Origin of the sequence: Corynebacterium sp. HMSC069E04 (assembly GCF_001813175.1) — a bacterium.
Classification (GTDB): domain Bacteria; phylum Actinomycetota; class Actinomycetes; order Mycobacteriales; family Mycobacteriaceae; genus Corynebacterium; species Corynebacterium aurimucosum.
In genome coordinates this window covers 1-20,878 of the sequence record NZ_KV811696.1, presented here as the reverse complement: position 1 = coordinate 20,878, position 20,878 = coordinate 1, and the positions used below count along the sequence as shown (strand labels likewise).

Sequence of the window (20,878 nt, the reverse complement as noted above, 5' to 3'; positions counted from 1 at the left end):
GGCGAGGGAAGAAGCCCTCGCCACCGGACTGTTGTGTGGGGTGTTCTGGAAGTGCCGTAAGGGGTGTGCGGCACGGGGATTTTCTTGTGTCGTGCTTACGGCGTGTTGTGTACACGTTCAATTCCAAGGAGCACCATAGTGACAAGAAATCTAGCAGCCTCTCTGCATTCGCCGACCGTGGGGCAGACCATTCGCCCCGCGGATGCACTAGGAAAAGCAGGGGAGAAATTCGCTGCTGACTTTTACCGCGCACGCGGGGCGCAGGTTATCGCCGCGAACGTTCACTACCGCGTGGGCGAGCTCGATCTCGTTGTGCGCGAGAGCGATGGGACCATTGTCTTTTGCGAAGTTAAGACTCGGGCTACCCGCAACTTTGGAGTCGCGGAGGCGGTAACCCCACGCAAGCTAAAGCGCCTGCGCAAAGCAGCCGCGCAGTGGCTGAGTACTGCGCGGAGTGAAAACCAGACATTAAGCAAGCTTCGTTTTGACGTGCTTGGACTCGTGGCCACCGGGGCACACTCTGGGGAAGCCTTCGAAGTGGAATATTTCCAGGGAGTTGATCATGGCTCTCGGTAGATGCGACACGATAGCGCTAGATGGAGTCCTGGCCCGGGTGGTCACAGTGGAGGCCAACGTTGGCCCCGGACTTCCCGGAGTTCACGTTGTGGGCCTGGGGGATGCGGCGATCTCCGAGTCGCGAGACCGCATCCGCACCGCGGTGAGCAATTCGCATTTGCCATGGCCTAAGACGAAGGTTGTGGTGTCCATGTCACCGGCGTCGCTGCCTAAAGCCGGGGCTCACTTTGACCTCCCGATGGCCTTGGCAATCTTAGCGGCCGGGCAGAGTGAGAAGAGTCGGCTCAGCGGGGCGCTCGTCCTCGGCGAGCTGGGATTGGACGGGCACGTGCGCCCAGTTTCTGGCATCATCCCGGCGATCCTGGCCGCGCGCTCGCAAGGCTATGACACCCTCATCATTCCTGTGGGAAATGCGGCGGAGGCGGCATTGGTGCCCGGAATGACAGTCCTCGTGGCCGAAACCCTGTGGGATGCTTTTGCCTGGGCGTGCGGGAGGGATTGTCTGCCGGATGCACATCTCATCGCACACGCGGCAGCGCCTGCCCGCGAACAGGTCGCAGACTTCAGCGAAGTCGCTGGCCAGAAAGAAGCCAAGTGGGCGGCGGAAGTCGCAGCCGCCGGCGGTCACCACGTGATGATGGTGGGACCGCCCGGCTCTGGAAAGTCGATGATTGCCTCGCGCTTGCCGGGCATTCTGCCGCGCTTGAGCATGGAGCAGGCGGTAGAAGCCACAGCCATCCACTCGGTGGCCGGGGACGTTGGTACCGCCGTTTCTCGCGCTCCCTTCATCGCACCGCATGCTTCGGTAACAAGGGCCGCGCTGATCGGTGGCGGCTCGGGGCGCCCGCGGCCAGGCGCGGTGAGCCTAGCCCACCATGGTGTGCTCTTCCTCGATGAAGTCAGTGAGGTTCCAGCGCAGGTTCTCGATAGCCTGCGCGCCCCTTTAGAAGAAGGACAGGTGCGCCTGACGCGAGCGAGCAGAGAAGTCATCTTCCCCGCACAATTCCAACTGGTACTAGCCGCGAACCCCTGCCGGTGTGGTGCCGAAGAACCAGCGCGCTGCGAGTGCCGTGCGGCAGACAGAATGAATTATCTGTCGAACCTTTCAGGGCCGCTGCGGGACCGCCTCGACATCATCGTGTCGCTATCGGGGCAATCCGCAGTGCTTCATGCCGAAGGGGAGGAAAGCTCAGCGGATATAGCGCAGCGCGTGGCTGCCGCCCGGGAACGGATGAAAGCGCGCTGGGAGGCTGACGGGTTGGGGAGCGTGGTCAATGGTGCCGTGTCCGCTTCCTATTTGAGGCGCCACCGCCCGGCGGCGGAGTCTGCGATGATTATGCTTGCTGCCTATCTAGCGGAAGGTGAGCTGAGCCAACGCGGAGTAGATCGGGTACTGCGTCTGGCATGGACCTTGGCAGACCTCGACGGCTCCGCACGCCCCGAGCTGGACCATGTCAGTCGGGCGTTGGATCTCCGCGGCGCCGGAACCATCGAAAGGCTGGCAGCATGAGCGAGCTCAATCTATCGAGTACCCGGCACACGTGGGCCTACCTTAACCGCGTTGTGGAGGGCCCCTCACCAACCCTCCACGGGCTGCTGAGCCAGTACCCGGCTGAGGAGATCGCCCGGGGAATCTACAAGGGCGAGGAATGGATCGGCCCCTTGCGGCAGGCGACGGCTTCGCGGCGCGATTGGCTGCGGCAAGAAGAAGACCTCGCCGCCGCGGAAGCGGTGGGGGCTCGACTGATCACACCCGCGGATGCGGAGTGGCCGAGAGAAGAGTTATCGCGAGCCTTTGGCTTCTACCACCAAGGAATGGTGGAAGCCCCAGCAACATTTGATGACCAAGCGTTTCCTCCTCACAGCCTGTGGGTCCGTGGAGGGAACCTGCGCGAAACGGTATCCCAATCGGTGGCGCTGGTGGGGACGCGTGCGGTGAGCCGATATGGCTGGGAAGCCGGCTCACTTCTGGCTAGCGGCCTTGCCTCCCACCAATGGACTGTGGTTTCCGGCGGGGCGGTGGGCGTCGATACAGCAGTCCACGAAGCCGCGCTGGATGCAGGAGGCCTAACGGTAGCAGTAGCGGCCTGCGGCATCGACATTTCTTACCCAGCGCGCAATGCAAGGCTCTTTGACAGAATCGCTGAGAAGGGATGCATCGTGTCAGAGTTCGCGCCGGGCACGCGGCCGCAGCGTTTTCGCTTTCTATCCCGCAACCGCCTTGTGGCGGGGATGACGAGCGGTACCGTGGTGGTCGAAGCTGGATTCCGCTCTGGTGCGCTCAACACGTTGAACTGGGCGGAAGCACTGGGCAGGGTTGCCATGGCAGTGCCAGGACCCATCACCACATCTGGGTCCTTGGGTTGCCATCAACGTATCCAGGATGGGCGGGCTCAGTTGGTGGCCTCTGCGGATGAAGTACGGGGTTTGGTTGGCAAGGCGGGCGAGGTGGACGTGGCCGGCCAATATGAACTGGAGTTTCAGCCGACTGCGGTGCAGCGTTTGTCCCGCAATGAGCTTCGGGTATATGACTCCACTCCGCCGGAAAGCGCGGAGGAAGGCGCGAGCGCAGAAGATATCGCGGCGGCCGCAGGAATGCGAGTGGCGTTGACTATTCACCTGCTCGTAGCTATGCAAAAGATGGGGGTGATCACCCGCTCGGGCGCGATGTGGCAGCGCACCTGAGTACACTCATGAGACATGAGTGGTGAAAGTGGCAGTAGCGAGCGGCACGTGGGGGGACAGCTGGAGGAAGCGATCGAGGATTTCGCAGAATACCAGCGCATCGTTCGCGGCCGCTCCGAAGCGACCGTCCGCGGCTATTGCTCTGACTTGCGCCTGTTGGCAACGGACGTCCCGGAATTCGCAGCATTTACTCTGAACTCACTGCGCGAATGGTTGGCCCACGCCGTTGCTGAAGGCAAGTCCCGCTCCACCCTGGCGCGCCGCACCGCCGCGGTGCGCGCTTTTTCCACGTGGGCCGCGCGCGAAGGCTATTTACAATCGGATGTGGCGCAGCGCCTCGCCACGCCCAAGGTAGGCAAGCACCTGCCCACCGTGATGTCACCCACCGCAGCGGGGGAGTTGATGGGCAATGCCGTCTCCACCGATGAGGTCCACTTCTTACGCGATAGCGCCATGCTTGAATTTCTCTACGCCACCGGTGTGCGTGTGGCTGAGCTCGTCGGCCTCGACGTCGGCGATATCGACCTGTCCCGCCGCACTGCCCGCGTGACCGGTAAGGGCAATAAACAGCGCGTTGTCCCTTTCGGGGATGCAGCTCATGATGCGCTCTGCGCTTGGCTGAAGACAGGGCGCCCCGAGCTTGCTGGCGATACGGAAGCGGTGTTTGTGGGCACGCGCGGCGGGCGCATCGACGCGCGTCAGGTCCGCCGCGTCGTCGAACGCGCCGCCCAAGTGACGGGGACACCGGGGTTAACCCCGCACGGTTTGCGCCACTCGGCGGCTACGCATTTGCTCGAGGGTGGAGCGGATCTGCGCATCGTGCAAGAGCTGCTTGGTCACTCGTCGCTGCAGACCACGCAGGTCTACACTCACGTCTCCGCCCAGCGCCTTAAGGACGTCTACGCTCGCTCCCACCCGCGGGCTTGAGGCGAATGACAGGTTCGCCGAGGAGATCCAGTGGGTTGATGTAGTCCTCGCGGCCCTCAATCGCTCCCCAGTGCAGCCCCGGATAGCCATCCACGGACGGCGCGAGCGTTCCGATGATGTCTCCTTCCTGCACCTGGTCACCTTTCTTAACCCGCGCAAACACCGGTTGATAGGTGGTGCGCAGACCGTTGCCATGAGCAATCGAAAGGGCCGGTTTGCCCGCTATGGCGCCGGCGAAATACACAACGCCGTCGCCAGCGGCACGCACCTTACCGCCGACGGGTAGGTCCAGATCCACACCGCGATGCCCGGCCATCCACCGCTTCTCAGGAGGTTCGAAGCCGCGCAAGACACGCGAAGCAACCGGTTCCCCAGTGGTGGGGTCGACGAAGGCGGCGGCAAGGGGGACGTCGCCAAGCGCAGCCCAGAGGCATAGCAGGGCAGATAAACAAAGTAGACGGTGACGCATGACCTCAAGCCTGCGCGTGAGCGCGGCCCGAGGGAAGAGCGTGCGGTCGACCTGTGGATAATGCGTTAAAGAAGTAACCCATGGTGCGCCAGGGGAAAGTTTCGTGTGGCTGTCAACAAATCGGCGGCGATTAAACAGTCGCGCCGTTTGGAATCAGCGCGTGTGCAGTACTAAGCTAGCCCACAGCAGTCTGTGTTTAATGCCCGGAAGGGTTCCGCATGGATTGACTACGCGCGGCGAAGTAGTCGCTTCCTGGGTTAAGGAAGGGACAGTCCGTGGTTGACGTGGTCCCCAGGATAATGGGGTGTTAGCCAGGGCCTTCGTTGCTAGGGTGCGGAATAAAACACCGCACAATCTTGCAAAACCGAAACAATATATAGAAAGCGAGCGAAACATGGCAGTCGTAACCATGCGCGAGCTCCTCGACGCTGGCGTCCACTTCGGTCACCAGACCCGTCGCTGGAACCCGAAGATGAAGCGCTTCATCTTCACCGACCGTAACGGCATCTACATCATCGACCTGCAGCAGACGCTGACCTACATCGATGAGGCCTTCGAGTTCGTCAAGGAAACCGTCGCACACGGCGGCACCATCCTCTTCGTTGGTACTAAGAAGCAGGCTCAGGAAGCCGTTGCTGAAGAGGCTTCCCGCGTTGGTATGCCGTACGTGAACCACCGCTGGCTCGGCGGTATGCTCACCAACTTCCAGACTGTCTCCAAGCGCCTGAAGCGCATGAAGGAGCTGCAGGCTATGGATGCAGCTGAGGACGGCTACAAGGGCCGCACCAAGAAGGAAGTTCTGATGCTGACCCGTGAGCGCACCAAGCTGGAGCGCGTCCTGGGCGGTATCTCCGATATGACCAAGGCTCCGTCCGCACTGTGGATTGTTGACACCAACAAGGAGCACATCGCGGTCAAGGAAGCTCAGAAGCTTAACATCCCGGTCGTTGCCATCCTGGACACCAACTGTGATCCGGATGAGGTTGACTTCCCGATTCCGGGCAACGACGACGCTATCCGCGCCACCAAGCTGCTCTCCGGCATCATCGCCACCGCTGTGGACGAGGGCAAGAAGGCCCGCGAGGAGCGCCAGCTTGCTCAGGCCAAGGAAGCTGCCGGCGACACCGCTGAGAAGGACGCCCGCGACGCTGCTGAGGCTGCCGCTGCGTCTGACCCGGCTTCCGCAGAGAAGTCTGAGGACGCCGAGAAGTCCGCAGAGTAATCTGCATACCTTAAGCCCCCGTACCGCACGGCCCACAGTGTCCGCGGCGATGGGGGCTTTTTCTCACGTGTTTTTCTTAGCTCGTTAAGGCACGTGACACACTAGAGGGTTGAAACACCACGCAGAGGTTTCCCTCCGCTGGGGGAGTGGGCGAAAAACTACCACCCCCTCAACGCGACGTGGTGGTAGTGATTCGGCTACGCTGTTTCAACGAATACCGTTTAATTCCAAGGAGGATCGCTCCAACTATGGCGAACTACACTGCTGCAGACGTAAAGGCATTGCGTGAGGCCACCGGCGCCGGCATGCTCGATTGCAAGAAGGCTCTCGACGAGTCCCAGGGTGACTACGACAAGGCCGTTGAGTACCTGCGCATCAAGGGCGCAAAGAACGTGTCCAAGCGCGCTGAGCGTGAGGCTACCGAGGGCCTGATCGCCGTGTCCGGCAACACGATGGTGGAAATCAACTGCGAGACCGACTTCGTGGCCAAGAACGAGGCTTTCAAGTCCTTCGCTACCAAGATCGCTGAGGCTGCCGGTGAGGCCAAGGTCAACTCCGGTGAGGAGCTCAACAACCTGGAGATCGACGGCAAGAAGGTTTCCGAGGTCGTCGACGAAGAGTCCGCAAAGACCGGCGAGAAGCTGCAGGCCCGCCGCGCCGTCACCATCGAGGGTGACAACGTCGCTGTGTACCTGCACCAGCGTTCCGCTGATCTGCCGCCGGCAGTAGGTGTTCTGGTTTCCTACGAGGGCAACGCAGAAGGCGCTCACGCAGTCGCACTCCAGATCGCAGCCATGAACGCTGAGTACCTGACCCGCGAGGACGTTCCGGCTGAGATCGTTGAGAAGGAGCGCGAGATCGCTGAGGCCACCACCCGCGAGGAGGGCAAGCCGGAGGCAGCCCTGCCGAAGATCGTGGAAGGCCGCCTCAACGGCTTCTACAAGTCCGTGGTTCTGCTGGAGCAGGCTGCTCTGTCTGACTCCAAGAAGACCGTCAAGCAGGTCGCAGATGAGGCCGGCACCACCATCACCGGCTTCATCCGCTACGAGGTTGGCGCCTAAGCTTTGTGAGGTCATGCAGTCAGGGCACAGTGCCCGGTGACTGCGAGTACTCCCTCCTCCTCTTTCTTCCTAGGACTGAGTGCCCGGTGGGGAGAAACTGGGGGAGGGAGTTCGCCGTTTTGCCCCCGCCCCTGAGGGTGGGGGTCGCACGCAGCTGAATATATGACAGCGCCTTCCTATGGTTAAGATGGAACAGAATTATTCAAGCGCTTAACTGAAGCGTCGCCATGCGTGAAGGAGACGATGAAGACCGTGACTACCCCTGAACCGAAGCGAACCGGATACAAGCGAGTCATGCTCAAACTGGGTGGTGAGATGTTCGGCGGTGGCAAGGTCGGCATCGATCCTGACGTTGTAGAAAATGTTGCCCGCCAAATCGCCGAGGTGGCGAAGCAGGGGACTGAAATCGCCGTCGTTATCGGTGGCGGTAACTTCTTCCGCGGTGCCGAGCTTTCGCAGCGCGGCATGGACCGCGCCCGCTCTGACTACATGGGCATGCTGGGCACCGTCATGAACTCCCTGGCGCTGCAGGACTTCCTCAAGCAGCAAGGCATTGACTGCCGCGTGCAGACTTCCATCAACATGGCGCAGATTGCGGAGCCTTACCTGCCGCTGCGCGCCGACCGCCACCTGGAGAAGGGCCGCGTAGTTATCTTCGGTGCCGGTATGGGCATGCCGTATTTCTCCACCGACACCACCGCCGCACAGCGCGCCCTGGAGATCGGTGCGGAGGTCCTCTTCCTGGCCAAGGCTGTCGACGGCGTCTACTCCGCCGACCCGCGCACCAACCCGGACGCGGAGCTGTACTCCGAAATCACCCCGCGCGAAGTCATTGAGAAGAACCTCAAGGTGGCTGATGCCACGGCATTTAGCCTGTGCATGGACAACAATATGCCGATTTTGGTCTTCAACCTGCTTACGGAAGGCAATATCAAGCGCGCTGTCAACGGCGAGCAGATCGGCACGCTGGTCCAGTCCTAGTACAAATAGGCCGCGACCTGCTAAATTCTTTCCCAGTACTTTTGACTATTTCAAGGGAGTTGTAACCCTCATGATCGACGAGATCCAGCTCGAAGCTGAAGAGCACATGACCGCTTCGGTTGAGCACACCCGCGAGCAGCTGCTTACCATCCGCACTGGCCGTGCCAACCCGGCTATGTTTAACGGCCTGGTTGCTGAGTACTACGGTGTGCCGACCCCGATTACCCAGATGGCCACCATCTCGGTCCCAGAGCCGCGCATGCTGCTTATCAAGCCTTATGAGCAGTCCGTGATGAACGAGATTGAGAACGCAATCCGTAACTCAGATCTGGGCGTGAACCCGACCAATGACGGACAGGTGCTGCGCGTGACCATCCCGCAGCTCACTGAAGAACGCCGCCGCGACATGGTCAAGATGGCCAAGAGCAAGGGCGAGGACGGCAAGATTGCTATCCGTAATATCCGCCGCCGTGCGATGGAACAGCTCAAGAAGCTGCAGAAGGATGGTGACGCCGGCGAGGACGAGGTTATCGCTGCCGAGAAGGAGATGGAAAAGATTACCTCCGGCTACATCGAGCAGGTGGACAAGCTCGTCGCCAATAAGGAAGAGGAGCTCATGGAGGTCTAGCCTCCGCACTTTTCAGAGCTTTGATTTGCCGCCGCGCCAGGCACCGGCCAGCACGGCGGTCTTTTCTGTGTAGAGCCAGACCACCCACGATGAGATGAGGAGCATGCGTGAGCACTGAGCACTCGAGTCGGATGCCCAAACCCAAGAATTCTGCGGGGCGAGATATGCCCGCGGCAATTGCCGTCGGCGTCGGCCTAGGCGCGCTCGTCGTCTTCGCGGTGTGGGCTGGGCCTCTTGTGTGGTACCTCGTCGTCGCCGCCGCGGTGGGCTTGGGCATGTGGGAGGTGCTTACCCGTTTACGGGAGCACTCTTACTATGTCCCGCGCACCCTACTAATCGTTCTTGGACAAGCAATGCTCTGGGTCTCGTGGTTCCTTAACGCTCCAGGCCTTGTTGCGGTGTATGTGGTAGCGGTCCTTGCCCTCATGTTTGGGCGCCTCTTCCATAACGGCAGGCACCGCCCGCCGATTAACTATCTTCGTGATATGTCGATGGGTATTTTCGTGCTGACGTGGATCCCTTTGTTCGGCACGTTTGCCGCGATGCTCTCACGGGTGGAAACGCCGTTTGCTTCGGGGGCGGCGTCGATTGTCGTGTTTATGCTCTGCGTGGTCGCCTCAGATACCGGTGGTTTCATCGCCGGCGTAATGTTTGGCTCGCACCCCATGGCGCCGGCTGTAAGCCCCAAAAAATCATGGGAAGGATTTGCCGGCTCTGTCGTTTTCGGCACCCTTACCGGTGCGCTATCTTTCGCATTCCTTCTTCACCACAAGCCGTGGGTGGGCGCGCTCATGGGACTAGGACTGGTTTTCTGCGCCACTCTCGGTGACTTAGTGGAATCCCAGTTCAAGCGCGAACTGGGAATCAAAGATATGTCTGCCCTGCTGCCGGGGCACGGCGGCATCATGGATCGCCTGGACGGCATGCTGCCCTCCGCGATGGTGACGTGGGTGGCGATGAGCTTTCTCACCACCCTTGCGCCTTAGGGCTTAGCGGCGAGCTTGCTTGCGCACCTGACGGCGTAGCTCGAACATGCGCCAGCCGCCTACCAGGGCCATGATGAGTGCGCCAGAAATAGCGCAAATGAGGTAGGTGACGCCAGCCGGGAACTGAACGGACCAGTTAAGGAAGTTCAGCGGTACCTGGTGTTGGTTCTGCAGGATGAAGATGATGAGGACGATGAGCAGCAGGAAGCCCACGATCAGGGCAATCCACGTGCTGGCAGCGAAGGAGCCCTTCACCTTGCCATCATGCTTGTTCTCATAATCCGGCGTGGTCGGAACCGGCTCTACGGAGCCTTCGGTGGCGGGGGCTTCCGCAGAGTAATCGGTCAACGGCTCCTCGGCCGGAGTGCTGGTGCGGAATTCCTCAGGGGAGTTTTCTGGATTCGTCATGCATCTATTAAATAGGTTGAGATGTCACTTTCGCCACTCCAGCAGAGTTTAGATTGGATAATGTGGCCGAAAACGTGGAAAATGGGCTCTACCATGGCTGAACCACTGAAACTGAATTTCTCCGCTCCGCGCCGCGGGCTACCCCCGAAGCACTTCGCGGACCTGACCGAGGCCGAGCGCATTGAGGCGCTCGCGGAACTTGGCCTGCCCAAGTTCCGGGCAAAGCAGCTAGCCAAGCACTACTACGTCCACCACACCGCCGATGTTTCCGAGATGACGGATATCCCGGCCGCCGCCCGCGAGGCGGTCCAAGAGCGTTTGTTCCCTACGCTCATGCAGCCCATTCGTCAGACCTCCACCGACGATGGGGAAACCACCAAGTCCCTATGGCGCTTGCACGACGGCACCCTGTTGGAGTCCGTGCTCATGCGCTACCCAGGTCGCGCCACCTTGTGTATCTCCTCCCAGGCTGGCTGCGGCATGGCCTGCCCGTTCTGCGCCACCGGCCAGGGCGGGTTGGACCGCAACCTGTCCACCGCGGAAATCGTGGAGCAGTTTAGGCACGCCGCTCGCCTCATGGAAGAGGAAGGCGGTCGCTTGAGCAACGTTGTTTTCATGGGCATGGGAGAACCGCTGGCTAACTACAAGCGCGTGGTTCATGCAGTGCGCCAGATAACCGGCTCTGACCTCACCGGTTTCGGCCTTTCCCAGCGCAATGTCACGGTGTCCACGGTCGGCTTAGCACCGGCCATCCGTAAGCTCGCGGATGAGGAGTTATCCTGCACCCTCGCAGTCTCCCTGCACACCCCGGACGACGAGCTGCGCGATACCCTCGTGCCGGTTAACAACCGCTGGCCGGTTGAAGAAGTGCTCGATGCCGCTAAGTACTACGCCGATAAGTCGGGCCGCCGCGTGTCCATTGAGTATGCGTTGATCCGCGATAAGAACGATCAGGATTTCCGCGCCGACATGTTGGGCAGGAAGCTGCATGCGGCACTGGGCTCTAAGGTCCACGTCAACGTCATTCCGCTCAACCCCACACCGGGCTCGGAGTGGGACGCTGCCCCGAAGGCGCGCCAGGACGAGTTCGTTCGCCGCGTCATCGCGCAGGGCGTGCCCTGCACCGTGCGTGATACCAAGGGTGATGAAATCGCTGCGGCTTGTGGCCAGCTCGCCGCTGATGAGCGCGAGACCGCTTAAGGGCTCTGCTTACAGTTTCCTAACGATAGTTTTGCCGGAGAACAAAGCATTAATGGTTCTTGATACCGTTAATGCTTATGACTCATTCTTATCGTGAGGACTTAGCCGCTGATCCGCGCAGCCAAGCTCTGGCTGTGCGCGATCTGTGCAAGTCCTTTGGTTCTCAGATCGCTGTCAATAGCCTCAACCTGGATGTTCCACGCGGATCCATCTACGGGATAGTGGGGCCCAACGGTGCGGGCAAGACCACGATGCTGACCATGGCCTGTGGTCTCCAGCGCCCCGATTCGGGCCAGAGTTTCATCGCTGGTCACAATGTGTGGGAGGAGCCCATTCCCGCCAAGCAGGCCATGGGCTTGCTCATGGATGGGGCACCGGTCTTTGATCGCCTCACGGGCGCGGAGTATTTGCACTACCTCGGTGCTTTGCACAAACTGGAGCGCACCGAGTCGCTGCGCCGTGCGCAGGAGCTTCTCGACGCCCTCTCCCTCTCCGATGCCGCCGATAAGCGCATCGCGGATTATTCCGCCGGCATGACCAAGAAGATCCTCTTAGCAGGAGCCGTCCTGCACAACCCAGAGGTGCTCATCTTGGATGAGCCGCTGGAAGCAGTGGATCCGGTCTCTGGACGCCTCATCCAGCAGATGCTGCGCGCCTATGCCTCGCGTGGCGGAACAGTCATTTTGTCTTCACACGTCATGGAGCTCGTCGAGGGGCTGTGTGATCACGTCGCCATCATCAACGGCGGCCAAGTCATCACTGCGGGACACGTTGACGATGTCCGCCAGGGCCAAAGCCTGAGCGATCTATTTATCGCTGCCGTCGGCGGACGGGATCTGGATGCCTCGAAGTTTGGGTGGCTGCGCTCGCCAGCGGCAGGTGAGCGCGAATGACATCCACTCTGTTCAGCCTTCATCGCACTCTGTGGTGGCGAAGCGTTTCCTCCAATCCGGCGACGCTCATGATGGGGCTCATGATGCTGATCTACGGAGCAATCGGTCTCCTTTCCATCGCAGCTATGGCATATGCCGATATCACCACGCCCGGACACGGCTACCAAGCACTGACCGTCGGCGTGGCGGGCGGCATGCTCATCTACATACTCCTCGCTCTCTTCATGCCGGCGGGGGAGAACCAATTGAGTCCGACAACTCTGGGCGCACTTCCGTTGACTCCCCGCGAGGTCCTTCCGGGCTTGTTCTTTGCCGGCCTGCTGACCACCCGTGCCATCATGTCGGTCGTCTTTTCCCTGGTGTATGCGATCATCGGCAGCATTTTCCTCATCCTGACGGGGCCCGGGTGGGCTGCAGCGCCCTTCGCCGTGGGCATGGTTTTATCGTGCGTGACGACCATCATCTTCGGTGAATGCCTTGGTCAAGTGGCTTCTGCCATCGTGGATTCCCAGAAATCCCGCACCCAGATCGCGGCGATGGTCGTGATGGGCCTGCTGGTCTTTGGCGTGCTGCAAGCACAGAGCGTTCTGGAGTCCTTGCCGCCGCTTCACACCGTGGGCGCGATCAGCGCCTGGACACCGTTTGGTGCTGGGGTGGGGTGGGCGCTCGCGCTTGCCGACGGCCACCTCATCACCGCCCTAGCCCAACTACTGATCGCGGCGGCCAGCCTTGGCCTGCTGGGCTGGGTGTGGTCGCGCCAGATATCCAGCCTCATGCGCAATCCGGGAGCGGGTGGTGACGTAGCCAGCGAGGTGACAGGAAAGGGCGTGTCCAAGTTGGAGCTGGGCGCGTGGTCTTATTCCAGCCCTGCGGCGATGGAATATACCCGCGCGTTGCGTTATCTCACCCGTGATAAGCGGCAAACGGGCATGCTGTATATGATGCCTCTGTTTGGTGTGCTGACGCTCTATCAGTTGTGGCGGGGCGATGATTTCACCGCCTATTTTATGCTCTGTTTCAGCGCCATCGTGCTCTCTTCGCTCTTGGCTAATGATTATGGCTTCGATGGGCCATCGAATTGGGTCCACATGGTGGCGCCGGTTGCCCCACGCACCATCCTTCATGCGCGCCACCTCGCACACGTGACTATTCCTTTTCTTGGGTTCGTTCTGCTTGCCGTAGTGGTTCTTGTCTTTAGTGACAACTTCACCTTGGGCTTGTTGTGCACAGCTGTGGCCGTAGGCGTGTTTATCTCTACGGCGGCGGTGGGCTTGGGCCTGACCGTGCTGAACCCTTATCCCTTGTCCGCTCCTGGGCAGAACCGGTGGAACGATAAGTCTGGCTATTCTGCTGGTGCTTTTCTCACTGCGTTTGTCGGCATGCTGTTGGTGTGGGTGCCCGCGCTTCCCGGCATTGTGATCTCTGTCCTCGCTTACGAGCGTGGCGGGTCGCTGTTGTTTGTCGCAATGTTAGTTTCGCTGCTGGTTCCGGCTCTTGTCTACGCCGGTGTCTGGCGCTTTGCAGGAAAGAGAGCACAGGAGAGAACTCCAGAAATCTACGCCGTGGTCAACCGTTACGTGACCTAGCCATGCAAAAGCAAAGCTCCCTCTCTACCGCAGTAGAGAGGGAGCTTTGGTTAAAGCGAAGAAGCTTTAGTTGGTCACCGGCTTGGCAGCGTGGCGGCCTTCGGAAACACCGCGGAGGTGAGCAACGCGGGAGGGCTCAATGTTGAGGGCGCGCAGCTCATCATCGGTCAGGGAGGCGTAGACGTTGTGAACAGTCTTCTGCTCATATGCCCAGTCCGGCTCCTCGTGGCCTACCGGCTTGTTACGGGCGGTCAGGGTGCGTACCTGGGAGAGCTTTGGCTGCAGAGCGTAAATGACCAAACCAAGGGCAATCAGGATTGCCAGGGCGAAGAGCCAAATCGTCTCCACGTGGCCCTTGTGGTTACCAAAGTTATAAGCAAGCAGGAACACGACGGACGTCCAACCAGCGATCTGTACGCCCGAGCGGCTGATGCGGGACCAGCCAAAACCTGCGGACGGGACGTCATCGGTGGATACGCCGTCGAAAACCTGCGATGCCGGCTTGTGGGAAGACACTTGCTCTCCTTTGCGTGTACATGCAGCTCACCCTGCTTAGAACTAATTGATTCGAGCGAGCGCACGAAAAATGCCAGTTATTCTGTGTAGTAGTTTAAATGATCCTGCCGATAACCGCGATTAAACACCCCCGACTATCGCTAGTGCAGCGCTCACGACTCTTGCTTGGGTTGACCGGCTAGGGTTGACAGGGTGAATACCCAACGCATTCTTATTCTCGGCTCTACTGGCTCGATTGGCACCCAGGCTCTGGACGTTATCGCGGATAACCCAGATAAGTTCACAGTCGTGGGTATCGCCGCCGGCGGTTCTAACCCACAGCTCGTCATCGAGCAGGCACGTGCCCTCAACCTTTCGTTTGACCACGTGGCCGTCGCCAAGCCCGATGCGGCACGCACCGTTTCCGACGCCCTCGGTGGCACCGTGCTCTCGGGTCCAGACTCTGCCGAGGAGCTGGTCAAGGCGGTGGACGCCGATAAGGTCCTCAACGCGCTTGTGGGCTCCATGGGCTTGGCCTCCACCATCGCCACCTTGGAGAAGGGCGAACTATTGGCGTTGGCGAACAAAGAATCCCTCGTTGCCGGTGGTTCCATCGTGACCCGCTTGGCGGGGGAGGGCCAGATCATCCCGGTGGATTCCGAGCATTCCGCCATGGCGCAGTGCCTGCGCGCAGGCAGCGGCGTGGAGCTTGAGCGCCTCGTACTCACCGCCTCCGGTGGTCCTTTCCGCGGGTGGACCCGCGAGGAGATGTGGGATGTCACGCCGCAGCAGGCAGCACAGCACCCGACGTGGTCGATGGGACAAATGAACACTCTGAACTCCGCCACGCTAATCAACAAGGGTCTAGAGCTCATTGAGGCGACGCTGCTTTTCGACGTCCACCCGGACCTTATCGACGTCACCGTTCACCCCCAATCCATCGTGCATTCCATGGCCACCTTCACCGATGGCTGCACGATTGCACAATGCTCCCCGCCGTCGATGAAGCTCCCGATCTCCTTGGCACTGGACTGGCCGCACCGCGTGCCAGGCGCGCAGCCGGCGCTGGACTTTTCCACCGCGCATGAGTGGCGCTTCGAGCCGCTCGATGACGAAGCCTTCCCGGCCGTCCGCCTTGCCCGTGAGGTGGCCGCTGCCGGAGGCACCCACGCTGCCGTATATAACGCCGCGAACGAGGAGGCAGCAGCTGCTTTCCTGGCGGGCCGTATTCACTTCCCGGAAATTGTGGACGTGGTTAGCCACGTCGTGGGGCAGGCCTCAGAGTTTGCTGGTGTACCCTCTAGCGTCGATGATGTCCTCGCCGTGGAAGGTGAGGCCCGCCGTCGCGCTAATGCGATGGTGGATTCGCTCGCTCGTTAGAAAGCCCCGTAGTTTATGGCACATGTCCTCGGTATTATCCTCTTCGCTGTGGGGATCGGCATCACCGTTGCCTTACACGAGGCAGGCCACATGTTTACTGCCCGCGCTTTCGGTATGCGGGTGCGACGCTACTTTATTGGCTTTGGGCCGCGCGTCGCATCTTTTAGGCGTGGCCACACCGAGTATGGCCTTGCAGCTTTTCCGGTAGGTGGCTTTTGCGATATCGCGGGCATGACGGCGCAGGATGAATTCCTCACGGAGGAAGAAGCGCCCTATGCCATGTGCAAGAAGCCGGCGTGGCAGCGCATCATCGTGCTGGCCGGTGGTATCACAGTCAACCTGCTGTTGGGATTCATTATCCTGTTGATGATCGCAATGACCACGGGCTTACCCAACCCAGACGCGGATGTTCGCCCGCGCGTAGGGGAGGTGTCCTGTGCCGCGAATCAGAATGCCGAGGGCGAATTAGAACCCTGCCAGGGGCTGGGCCCAGCCGGCGAAGCGGGTGTGGAACCAGGGGATATCGTTGTCGCGCTCAACAGCGAAACTATGGACTCCTTCGCGCAGCTTCGCGATACCGTCATGAACTACCCCGGTGACACCGTCACCCTTACGGTCGAGCGGGATGGTGCACCGCGTGATTTCGATATCACGCTTGCAACAGTGACCCGGCTCAACGCGGAGGGGCAGCTGGTGAAGGTCGGCGCCATCGGCATGACCAACCAGATTATCGATATCAGGGAGACCTACTCCTTTGTCGACGCTATCCCGGCCACCGCTCGCTATTCGGGAGATGCCTTGAACGCCACCGTCCAGGGCATCGCCCAATTCCCGGCAAAGATTCCGGGTGTGGTGGCTTCTATCTTCGGGCAGGAGCGTGATGTCAACGGGCCCATGTCTGTGGTGGGTGCCTCCCGCGTGGGCGGCGAGTTGGTCGAGCGAAGCCTGTGGTCCTCCTTCTTTATGATGCTGGCCACCCTCAATTTCTTCCTCGCGCTGTTCAACCTCATCCCACTCCCGCCGTTCGATGGCGGCCATATCGCCGTCATCATTTATGAGAAGATCCGCGACGCCCTGCGCCGCGTCATGGGTAAGGAGCCGAAGGGGCCGGCAGACTATACCAAGCTCATGCCGGTGACCTATGTGCTGGCTTTCCTCCTCATGGCGGTGGGCGCGCTCATCATGATTGCGGACGTAGTCAACCCAATTCGGCTGTTTGGCTAGTGATCTAGCTGCCTGCTCCCGCTGTCGTGCGCGGTGCTAGAGTAGGGGCGTTAAAACCCAATTAGCAAGGAGCACACATGTCGACCCCTATTGGTCTTGGTATTCCCGACGGCCCACCTCCCACCTTGGCGCCGCGCCGCAAGACGCGTCAGCTCATGGTTGGCCAGGTTGGTGTGGGCTCTGACCACCCCATCTCCGTGCAGTCGATGACCACGACGAAGACGCATGACGTCAACGCCACCCTTCAGCAGATTGCTCAGCTGACCGCCAGTGGCTGCGATATCGTTCGCGTGGCTTGTCCGAAGACGGTGGATGCGGAGGCTTTGCCGGCAATTGCGCAGAAGTCTCCGATCCCAGTGATTGCCGATATTCACTTCCAGCCCAAGTACATCTTCGCCGCCATCGATGCCGGCTGTGCCGCTGTCCGGGTCAACCCGGGCAACATCAAGGAATTTGATGGCCGCGTCAAGGAGGTAGCAAAGGCAGCCGGCGATGCTGGTATTCCGATTCGCATTGGCGTTAACGCAGGCTCCCTGGACAAGCGCATCATGGAGAAGTACGGCAAGGCCACCCCGGAGGCTCTTGTTGAATCCGCGCTGTGGGAGGCTGGCCTCTTTGAGGAGCACGGTTATGGCGATATCGCCATTTCCGTGAAGCACAATGACCCGGTCGTCATGGTGGAGGCCTACCGCCAGCTCGCCGCTCAGTGTGACTACCCGCTGCACCTCGGTGTTACCGAGGCCGGCCCCGCATTCCAGGGCACCATCAAGTCTTCGGTCGCTTTCGGTGCCTTGCTTGCCGAAGGCATCGGTGACACCATCCGCGTGTCCTTGTCCGCGGATCCGGTCGAGGAGATCAAGGTTGGCGACCAGATTCTGCAGTCCCTCAACTTGCGCCCGCGTAAGCTGGAGATTGTCTCCTGCCCGTCCTGTGGTCGCGCACAGGTGGACGTCTACAAGCTGGCTAACGAGGTCACCGAGGGCCTCGACGGTATGGAGTTCCCGCTGCGCGTGGCCGTCATGGGCTGCGTGGTGAACGGTCCGGGCGAGGCCCGCGACGCTGACCTTGGCGTAGCTTCCGGTAACGGCAAGGGCCAGATCTTCGTTAAGGGTGAGGTCATCAAGACCGTTCCTGAATCCAAGATTGTGGAAACGCTCATCGAAGAGGCAATGCGTCTGGCAGAAGAGCAGGGCTTGGAAGCCGTGGAAGGCGCCAAGGCTGAGGTTCGCGTTACCAAGTAGTCCACCTGCGGTGTGGGGCGGCCGTCGGGCCGCCCTTGGCTGCTACGCTGCCCAATCATGAAGAAGTTCGTGGCGCTGCTCGGTGCGGCAGGCATCGCGGCGTCGTCCTTGGTGGGATGTACCCCCAAGCCGGTGTCCGCGCGCCCAGTTGCTGAGCAATTCCTGGAAGACATGGAAACCCGCAATAACAAGGACTTGGCGCAGCTTGTCGATGATGGCACGACCGCCACGAACACTCTTGACGCAACCTTCGCGGGCCTGCAAGCAGAGGGGCTCGACGTTGAATTGACCGGGGTTGATCAGCAAGAGGCCCAAGCCACCGCGCACTATTCGGTGACGTGGATCCTGCCGCGCAATCGTTCCTTGCGCTATGACACCTCGATGGCCTTGACCCGCAAGGAGAAAGACTGGACGGTTCGCTGGCAGCCCAGCATTATCCATCCTGATCTCGGTGCGCACCAACACCTCGAATTGCGCTCAATAGCGCCGAAACGCGCCGGCGTGGTCTCCTCCGATGGGGTGGAACTCATGTCGCCGGGCTTGCAATACCGCCTCGTCGTCGACACTGACGCGGTCGACGATCCCCGCCCCGTCGCCGCGAAAGTATCCGGCGCGCTGAGCCAGGCGCACCGGGAGGATGATTCCTTCCCCGACATTGATTCCGGAGAGCTCGCCAAGAATCTCGAAGAAGTCGATGGCGCTTATTCGGTCACCATGCTCAATGAGGCTCAGGCAGCGCGGCTGCGCCCAGTCCTGGAGAACCAGAAGGGGATTCGCTTCAACGAGGAGCCCGCGCTTATCACGCGCGATTCTGGATTGGCCCCGGATATCCTCGCCCGCGTGCGGGCGATGGTTTCTGAGGAAGTCGACGGGACTAATGGTTGGTCCGTCTCGGTAGTCAACGAGCACGGCGCCGCGCTTTCCGACGTCGAGTATCACGAACCCGAGGCAGCCCCTTCCGTCAAAGTTTCGCTGGACTATGACGTCCAGCGTGCCGCTCAGGAAGCGGTCAATCTGCGCCCCGAGTACGAGGCCATGATCGTGGCCATGCGCCCCTCGACGGGCGAGATACTTGCTGTGGCCCAAACTCCAGAAGCGGATAAGAAGGGCGATATTGCCCTCCAAGGACAGTTCCCTCCCGGATCGGTGTTTAAGATCATTACGGCTTCGGCGGGCGTCGACAAGCAAGGCCTGTCCCCAGACTCCATCGTGCCGTGCCCCGGAACCATGGACCTGTACGGGCGCACCGTGACCAACTACAATGGCTTCTCACTCGGCTCTGTGCCGCTGCGCCAAGCTTTCGCGCAATCTTGTAACACCACCTTCGCGCAGATCTCGACGGACCTGCCGAAGGGAGAGCTGCGCGATGTGGGCAAGCAATATGGCTTGGGCATCGACTATGAGGTGCCGGGGCTCTCGACGCTCACCGGCTCCGTCCCCGAGGGCGAGACTCCTCTGGAGCGCACGGAAGCTGGCTATGGTCAGGGCCTGGACCTTGTGTCTCCCTTTGGCATGGCCCTTGTCTCTTCGACAGTTGCGGCAGGCAAGACCCCGACGCCAACGCTCATCGAGTCACGCGAAACCAAGGTTTCCGAGGAGGTCTCCGCGCCCAGCGAGGAAACCCTGGCTCACGTGCGTGACATGATGCGCCAAGTAGTGGCGAGCGGTACCGCCGCAGGAATGCAGGCCCAGGGGACCGTCTACGGCAAGACCGGTGAGGCGGAAATCAACGGCGGCTCGCACGCCTGGTTTACCGGCTACCGCGATGACGATATCGCTTTCGCAACTCTGGTTGTTCTGGGCGGTGGATCGACGATTTCCGTCAACATCACGGACAATTTCCTGCAGCGCCTCGACGCCCTCCGCGCGGAAGGACACGGCGAGGTTGCGCCCGCACAAGAGCAGTAGCGTGCGCTCATTAGCGCGCCAGTGATGTCCTTTGTCGGGCGCTGGGGAAGAGGGCTACCATGAGTAGTTATGACTAAGCGCGCGATGCTGAAACAAGAAAAAGATACCCCAATCCGCAAGGTACCGAAGGATATTGAGCGCCCCGAGTACGTGTGGAAGGACACGGTTCAGGAAGCTCAGGGCGAGCCATTCGTGCAGACCCCGGAGGTTATTGAGGCCATGCGTGAAGCCTCCCGGATTGCCGCCAACGCCCTTCAGGAGGCGGGAAAGGCTGTGGCTCCCGGTGTGACTACGGATGAGATTGACCGCGTTGCGCACGAGTACATGTGTGACCACGGCGCATATCCGTCGACGCTGGGATACCTGGGTTTCCCGAAATCCTGCTGTGTTTCCCTCAATGAGATTGTCTGCCATGGCATCCCGGATACCACGGTGATTGAGGACGGTGACATTGTTAATATCGATGTCACTGCGTTCAAGAATGGTGTCCACGGCGATACCAACGCTACTTTCCTTGCTGGCAACGTCACCGAGGAACACAAGCTGCTGGTAGAGCGCACCAAGGAGGCGATGATGCGCGGCATTAAGGCCGCTAAGCCGGGCCGTGAGATTAATGTCATCGGACGCGTCATCGAGTCTTATGCTCACCGCTTTGGCTACAACGTGGTCACTGACTTTACCGGGCACGGCGTAGGCCCTACCTTCCATAACGGGTTGGTTGTGCTGCACTACGATTCCATGACCTACCGAGACATCCTCGAGCCTGGAATGACCTTGACCATCGAGCCGATGATTAACCTGGGCTCGCTGGATTATGAGATTTGGGATAACGGCTGGACCGTCCAGAACACGGATGGAAAGTTCACCGCTCAGTTCGAGCACACCATCGTGATCACCGATGACGGCAACGAGATCCTCACCCTGCCGGATGAGGCCTAGCGTTTAAGCGCAGGCGTTTAAGCGCTAGGCGCCTAAACAGGCTCTTCCGGTTTCGGGGTGCGTAGCGGG

The 20,878-nt window shown here is 60.5% G+C and carries 20 protein-coding genes; 17 read left to right on the top strand and 3 right to left on the bottom strand.

Translation table 11 applies throughout. From position 1 onward, the window contains the following. The first annotated feature begins 138 nt into the window (after positions 1-138). From HMPREF2896_RS10085 to HMPREF2896_RS10070, 4 genes are read left to right on the top strand one after another with little or no spacing between them, the layout of a single operon-like run. On the top strand, positions 139-576 hold the full coding sequence (locus tag HMPREF2896_RS10085) for a YraN family protein (protein WP_070711420.1): 438 nt from the start codon (positions 139-141) through the stop codon (positions 574-576). Beyond that, positions 563-2,086, top strand: coding sequence for a YifB family Mg chelatase-like AAA ATPase (locus HMPREF2896_RS10080; RefSeq protein WP_070719421.1), 1,524 nt, complete (start codon positions 563-565; stop codon positions 2,084-2,086). Before HMPREF2896_RS10085 ends, HMPREF2896_RS10080 begins: the two co-directional genes overlap by 14 nt. Then, a complete protein-coding gene (gene dprA, locus HMPREF2896_RS10075) occupies positions 2,083-3,261 on the top strand; it encodes a DNA-processing protein DprA (RefSeq protein ID WP_070719418.1) in 1,179 nt (392 codons plus the stop codon). Before HMPREF2896_RS10080 ends, dprA begins: the two co-directional genes overlap by 4 nt. 15 nt (positions 3,262-3,276) lie before the next feature. Beyond that, entirely contained in the window at positions 3,277-4,188 is a 912-nt protein-coding gene (locus HMPREF2896_RS10070) for a tyrosine recombinase XerC (protein ID WP_070445561.1), read from the top strand. On the opposite strand, the gene HMPREF2896_RS10065 is transcribed toward HMPREF2896_RS10070, so the two are convergent. Next, positions 4,151-4,657 carry a M23 family metallopeptidase gene (locus HMPREF2896_RS10065; RefSeq protein WP_070445564.1) on the bottom strand — a complete coding sequence of 169 codons (507 nt, stop codon included), beginning with the start codon at positions 4,655-4,657 and terminating at the stop codon, positions 4,151-4,153. The genes HMPREF2896_RS10070 and HMPREF2896_RS10065 overlap by 38 nt on opposite strands. Positions 4,658-5,051: 394 nt before the next feature. On the opposite strand from HMPREF2896_RS10065, the gene rpsB reads away from it, so the two are divergent. From rpsB to HMPREF2896_RS10040, 5 genes are all read left to right on the top strand, one after another. Further along, positions 5,052-5,879 (top strand): 30S ribosomal protein S2, encoded by an 828-nt coding sequence (gene rpsB, locus HMPREF2896_RS10060; protein ID WP_010190382.1) that lies wholly within the window; start codon positions 5,052-5,054, stop codon positions 5,877-5,879. 248 nt (positions 5,880-6,127) lie between these two features. Beyond that, positions 6,128-6,940, top strand: a complete 813-nt coding sequence (tsf, locus tag HMPREF2896_RS10055) for a translation elongation factor Ts (protein ID WP_070643830.1) — start codon at positions 6,128-6,130, stop codon at positions 6,938-6,940. A 243-nt stretch (positions 6,941-7,183) separates the two neighbouring features. Further along, on the top strand, positions 7,184-7,921 hold the full coding sequence (pyrH, locus tag HMPREF2896_RS10050) for a UMP kinase (protein WP_010190380.1): 738 nt from the start codon (positions 7,184-7,186) through the stop codon (positions 7,919-7,921). 70 nt (positions 7,922-7,991) lie between these two features. Further along, a complete protein-coding gene (frr, locus tag HMPREF2896_RS10045; protein ID WP_010190379.1) occupies positions 7,992-8,549 on the top strand; it encodes a ribosome recycling factor in 558 nt (185 codons plus the stop codon). Positions 8,550-8,680: 131 nt separating this feature from the next. Beyond that, positions 8,681-9,535, top strand: coding sequence for a phosphatidate cytidylyltransferase (locus HMPREF2896_RS10040; protein WP_174878629.1), 855 nt, complete (start codon positions 8,681-8,683; stop codon positions 9,533-9,535). Between the two features lie 3 nt (positions 9,536-9,538). Here the strand turns inward: HMPREF2896_RS10040 and HMPREF2896_RS10035 are convergent, their stop codons facing one another. Then, positions 9,539-9,943: a LapA family protein gene (locus HMPREF2896_RS10035; protein WP_070445571.1), complete on the bottom strand. Its 405-nt coding sequence runs from the start codon at positions 9,941-9,943 to the stop codon at positions 9,539-9,541. A 93-nt stretch (positions 9,944-10,036) separates the two neighbouring features. Between HMPREF2896_RS10035 and rlmN the strand changes: the two genes are divergently transcribed. The 3 genes from rlmN to HMPREF2896_RS10020 all read left to right on the top strand — a co-directional run bounded on the left by rlmN (position 10,037) and on the right by HMPREF2896_RS10020 (position 13,622). Next, positions 10,037-11,143 (top strand): dual-specificity RNA methyltransferase RlmN, encoded by a 1,107-nt coding sequence (rlmN, locus tag HMPREF2896_RS10030; protein ID WP_070711516.1) that lies wholly within the window; start codon positions 10,037-10,039, stop codon positions 11,141-11,143. 71 nt (positions 11,144-11,214) lie between these two features. Continuing rightward, entirely contained in the window at positions 11,215-12,036 is an 822-nt protein-coding gene (locus HMPREF2896_RS10025) for an ABC transporter ATP-binding protein (RefSeq protein WP_070711415.1), read from the top strand. Next, positions 12,033-13,622 carry an ABC transporter permease gene (locus HMPREF2896_RS10020; RefSeq protein WP_246824020.1) on the top strand — a complete coding sequence of 530 codons (1,590 nt, stop codon included), beginning with the start codon at positions 12,033-12,035 and terminating at the stop codon, positions 13,620-13,622. Before HMPREF2896_RS10025 ends, HMPREF2896_RS10020 begins: the two co-directional genes overlap by 4 nt. Positions 13,623-13,688: 66 nt before the next feature. Here HMPREF2896_RS10020 and HMPREF2896_RS10015 read toward each other — a convergent pair whose 3' ends face one another. Next, complete coding sequence (locus HMPREF2896_RS10015; protein WP_070520063.1) at positions 13,689-14,138, bottom strand: DUF2631 domain-containing protein; 450 nt, start codon at positions 14,136-14,138, stop codon at positions 13,689-13,691. 192 nt (positions 14,139-14,330) lie between these two features. Here HMPREF2896_RS10015 and dxr point away from each other — a divergent pair, with 192 nt between their 5' ends. The 5 genes from dxr to map all read left to right on the top strand — a co-directional run bounded on the left by dxr (position 14,331) and on the right by map (position 20,809). Next, positions 14,331-15,497: a 1-deoxy-D-xylulose-5-phosphate reductoisomerase gene (gene dxr / locus HMPREF2896_RS10010; RefSeq protein ID WP_070719417.1), complete on the top strand. Its 1,167-nt coding sequence runs from the start codon at positions 14,331-14,333 to the stop codon at positions 15,495-15,497. A gap of 15 nt (positions 15,498-15,512) precedes the next feature. Next, positions 15,513-16,721 carry a M50 family metallopeptidase gene (locus HMPREF2896_RS10005; RefSeq protein ID WP_070719415.1) on the top strand — a complete coding sequence of 403 codons (1,209 nt, stop codon included), beginning with the start codon at positions 15,513-15,515 and terminating at the stop codon, positions 16,719-16,721. Between the two features lie 77 nt (positions 16,722-16,798). Next, positions 16,799-17,962 (top strand): flavodoxin-dependent (E)-4-hydroxy-3-methylbut-2-enyl-diphosphate synthase, encoded by a 1,164-nt coding sequence (ispG, locus tag HMPREF2896_RS10000; RefSeq protein ID WP_070445607.1) that lies wholly within the window; start codon positions 16,799-16,801, stop codon positions 17,960-17,962. 57 nt (positions 17,963-18,019) lie between these two features. Continuing rightward, complete coding sequence (locus HMPREF2896_RS09995) at positions 18,020-19,870, top strand: penicillin-binding transpeptidase domain-containing protein (RefSeq protein WP_070719412.1); 1,851 nt, start codon at positions 18,020-18,022, stop codon at positions 19,868-19,870. A 69-nt stretch (positions 19,871-19,939) separates the two neighbouring features. Further along, a complete protein-coding gene (map, locus tag HMPREF2896_RS09990; RefSeq protein ID WP_070527034.1) occupies positions 19,940-20,809 on the top strand; it encodes a type I methionyl aminopeptidase in 870 nt (289 codons plus the stop codon). Positions 20,810-20,878: the final 69 nt, after the last annotated feature.

Excerpts from the sequence above, each read along its gene's own strand:
- HMPREF2896_RS10080 (WP_070719421.1), top strand. The coding sequence starts at position 563 with ATGGCTCTCGGTAGATGCGACACGATAGCGCTAGATGGAGTCCTGGCC.
- dprA (WP_070719418.1), top strand. The coding sequence starts at position 2,083 with ATGAGCGAGCTCAATCTATCGAGTACCCGGCACACGTGGGCCTACCTT.
- HMPREF2896_RS10070 (WP_070445561.1), top strand. The coding sequence starts at position 3,277 with ATGAGTGGTGAAAGTGGCAGTAGCGAGCGGCACGTGGGGGGACAGCTG.
- HMPREF2896_RS10065 (WP_070445564.1), bottom strand. The coding sequence starts at position 4,657 with ATGCGTCACCGTCTACTTTGTTTATCTGCCCTGCTATGCCTCTGGGCT.
- rpsB (WP_010190382.1), top strand. The coding sequence starts at position 5,052 with ATGGCAGTCGTAACCATGCGCGAGCTCCTCGACGCTGGCGTCCACTTC.
- tsf (WP_070643830.1), top strand. The coding sequence starts at position 6,128 with ATGGCGAACTACACTGCTGCAGACGTAAAGGCATTGCGTGAGGCCACC.
- pyrH (WP_010190380.1), top strand. The coding sequence starts at position 7,184 with ATGAAGACCGTGACTACCCCTGAACCGAAGCGAACCGGATACAAGCGA.
- frr (WP_010190379.1), top strand. The coding sequence starts at position 7,992 with ATGATCGACGAGATCCAGCTCGAAGCTGAAGAGCACATGACCGCTTCG.
- HMPREF2896_RS10040 (WP_174878629.1), top strand. The coding sequence starts at position 8,681 with ATGCCCAAACCCAAGAATTCTGCGGGGCGAGATATGCCCGCGGCAATT.
- HMPREF2896_RS10035 (WP_070445571.1), bottom strand. The coding sequence starts at position 9,943 with ATGACGAATCCAGAAAACTCCCCTGAGGAATTCCGCACCAGCACTCCG.
- rlmN (WP_070711516.1), top strand. The coding sequence starts at position 10,037 with ATGGCTGAACCACTGAAACTGAATTTCTCCGCTCCGCGCCGCGGGCTA.
- HMPREF2896_RS10025 (WP_070711415.1), top strand. The coding sequence starts at position 11,215 with ATGCTTATGACTCATTCTTATCGTGAGGACTTAGCCGCTGATCCGCGC.
- HMPREF2896_RS10020 (WP_246824020.1), top strand. The coding sequence starts at position 12,033 with ATGACATCCACTCTGTTCAGCCTTCATCGCACTCTGTGGTGGCGAAGC.
- HMPREF2896_RS10005 (WP_070719415.1), top strand. The coding sequence starts at position 15,513 with ATGGCACATGTCCTCGGTATTATCCTCTTCGCTGTGGGGATCGGCATC.
- ispG (WP_070445607.1), top strand. The coding sequence starts at position 16,799 with ATGTCGACCCCTATTGGTCTTGGTATTCCCGACGGCCCACCTCCCACC.
- HMPREF2896_RS09995 (WP_070719412.1), top strand. The coding sequence starts at position 18,020 with ATGAAGAAGTTCGTGGCGCTGCTCGGTGCGGCAGGCATCGCGGCGTCG.
- map (WP_070527034.1), top strand. The coding sequence starts at position 19,940 with ATGACTAAGCGCGCGATGCTGAAACAAGAAAAAGATACCCCAATCCGC.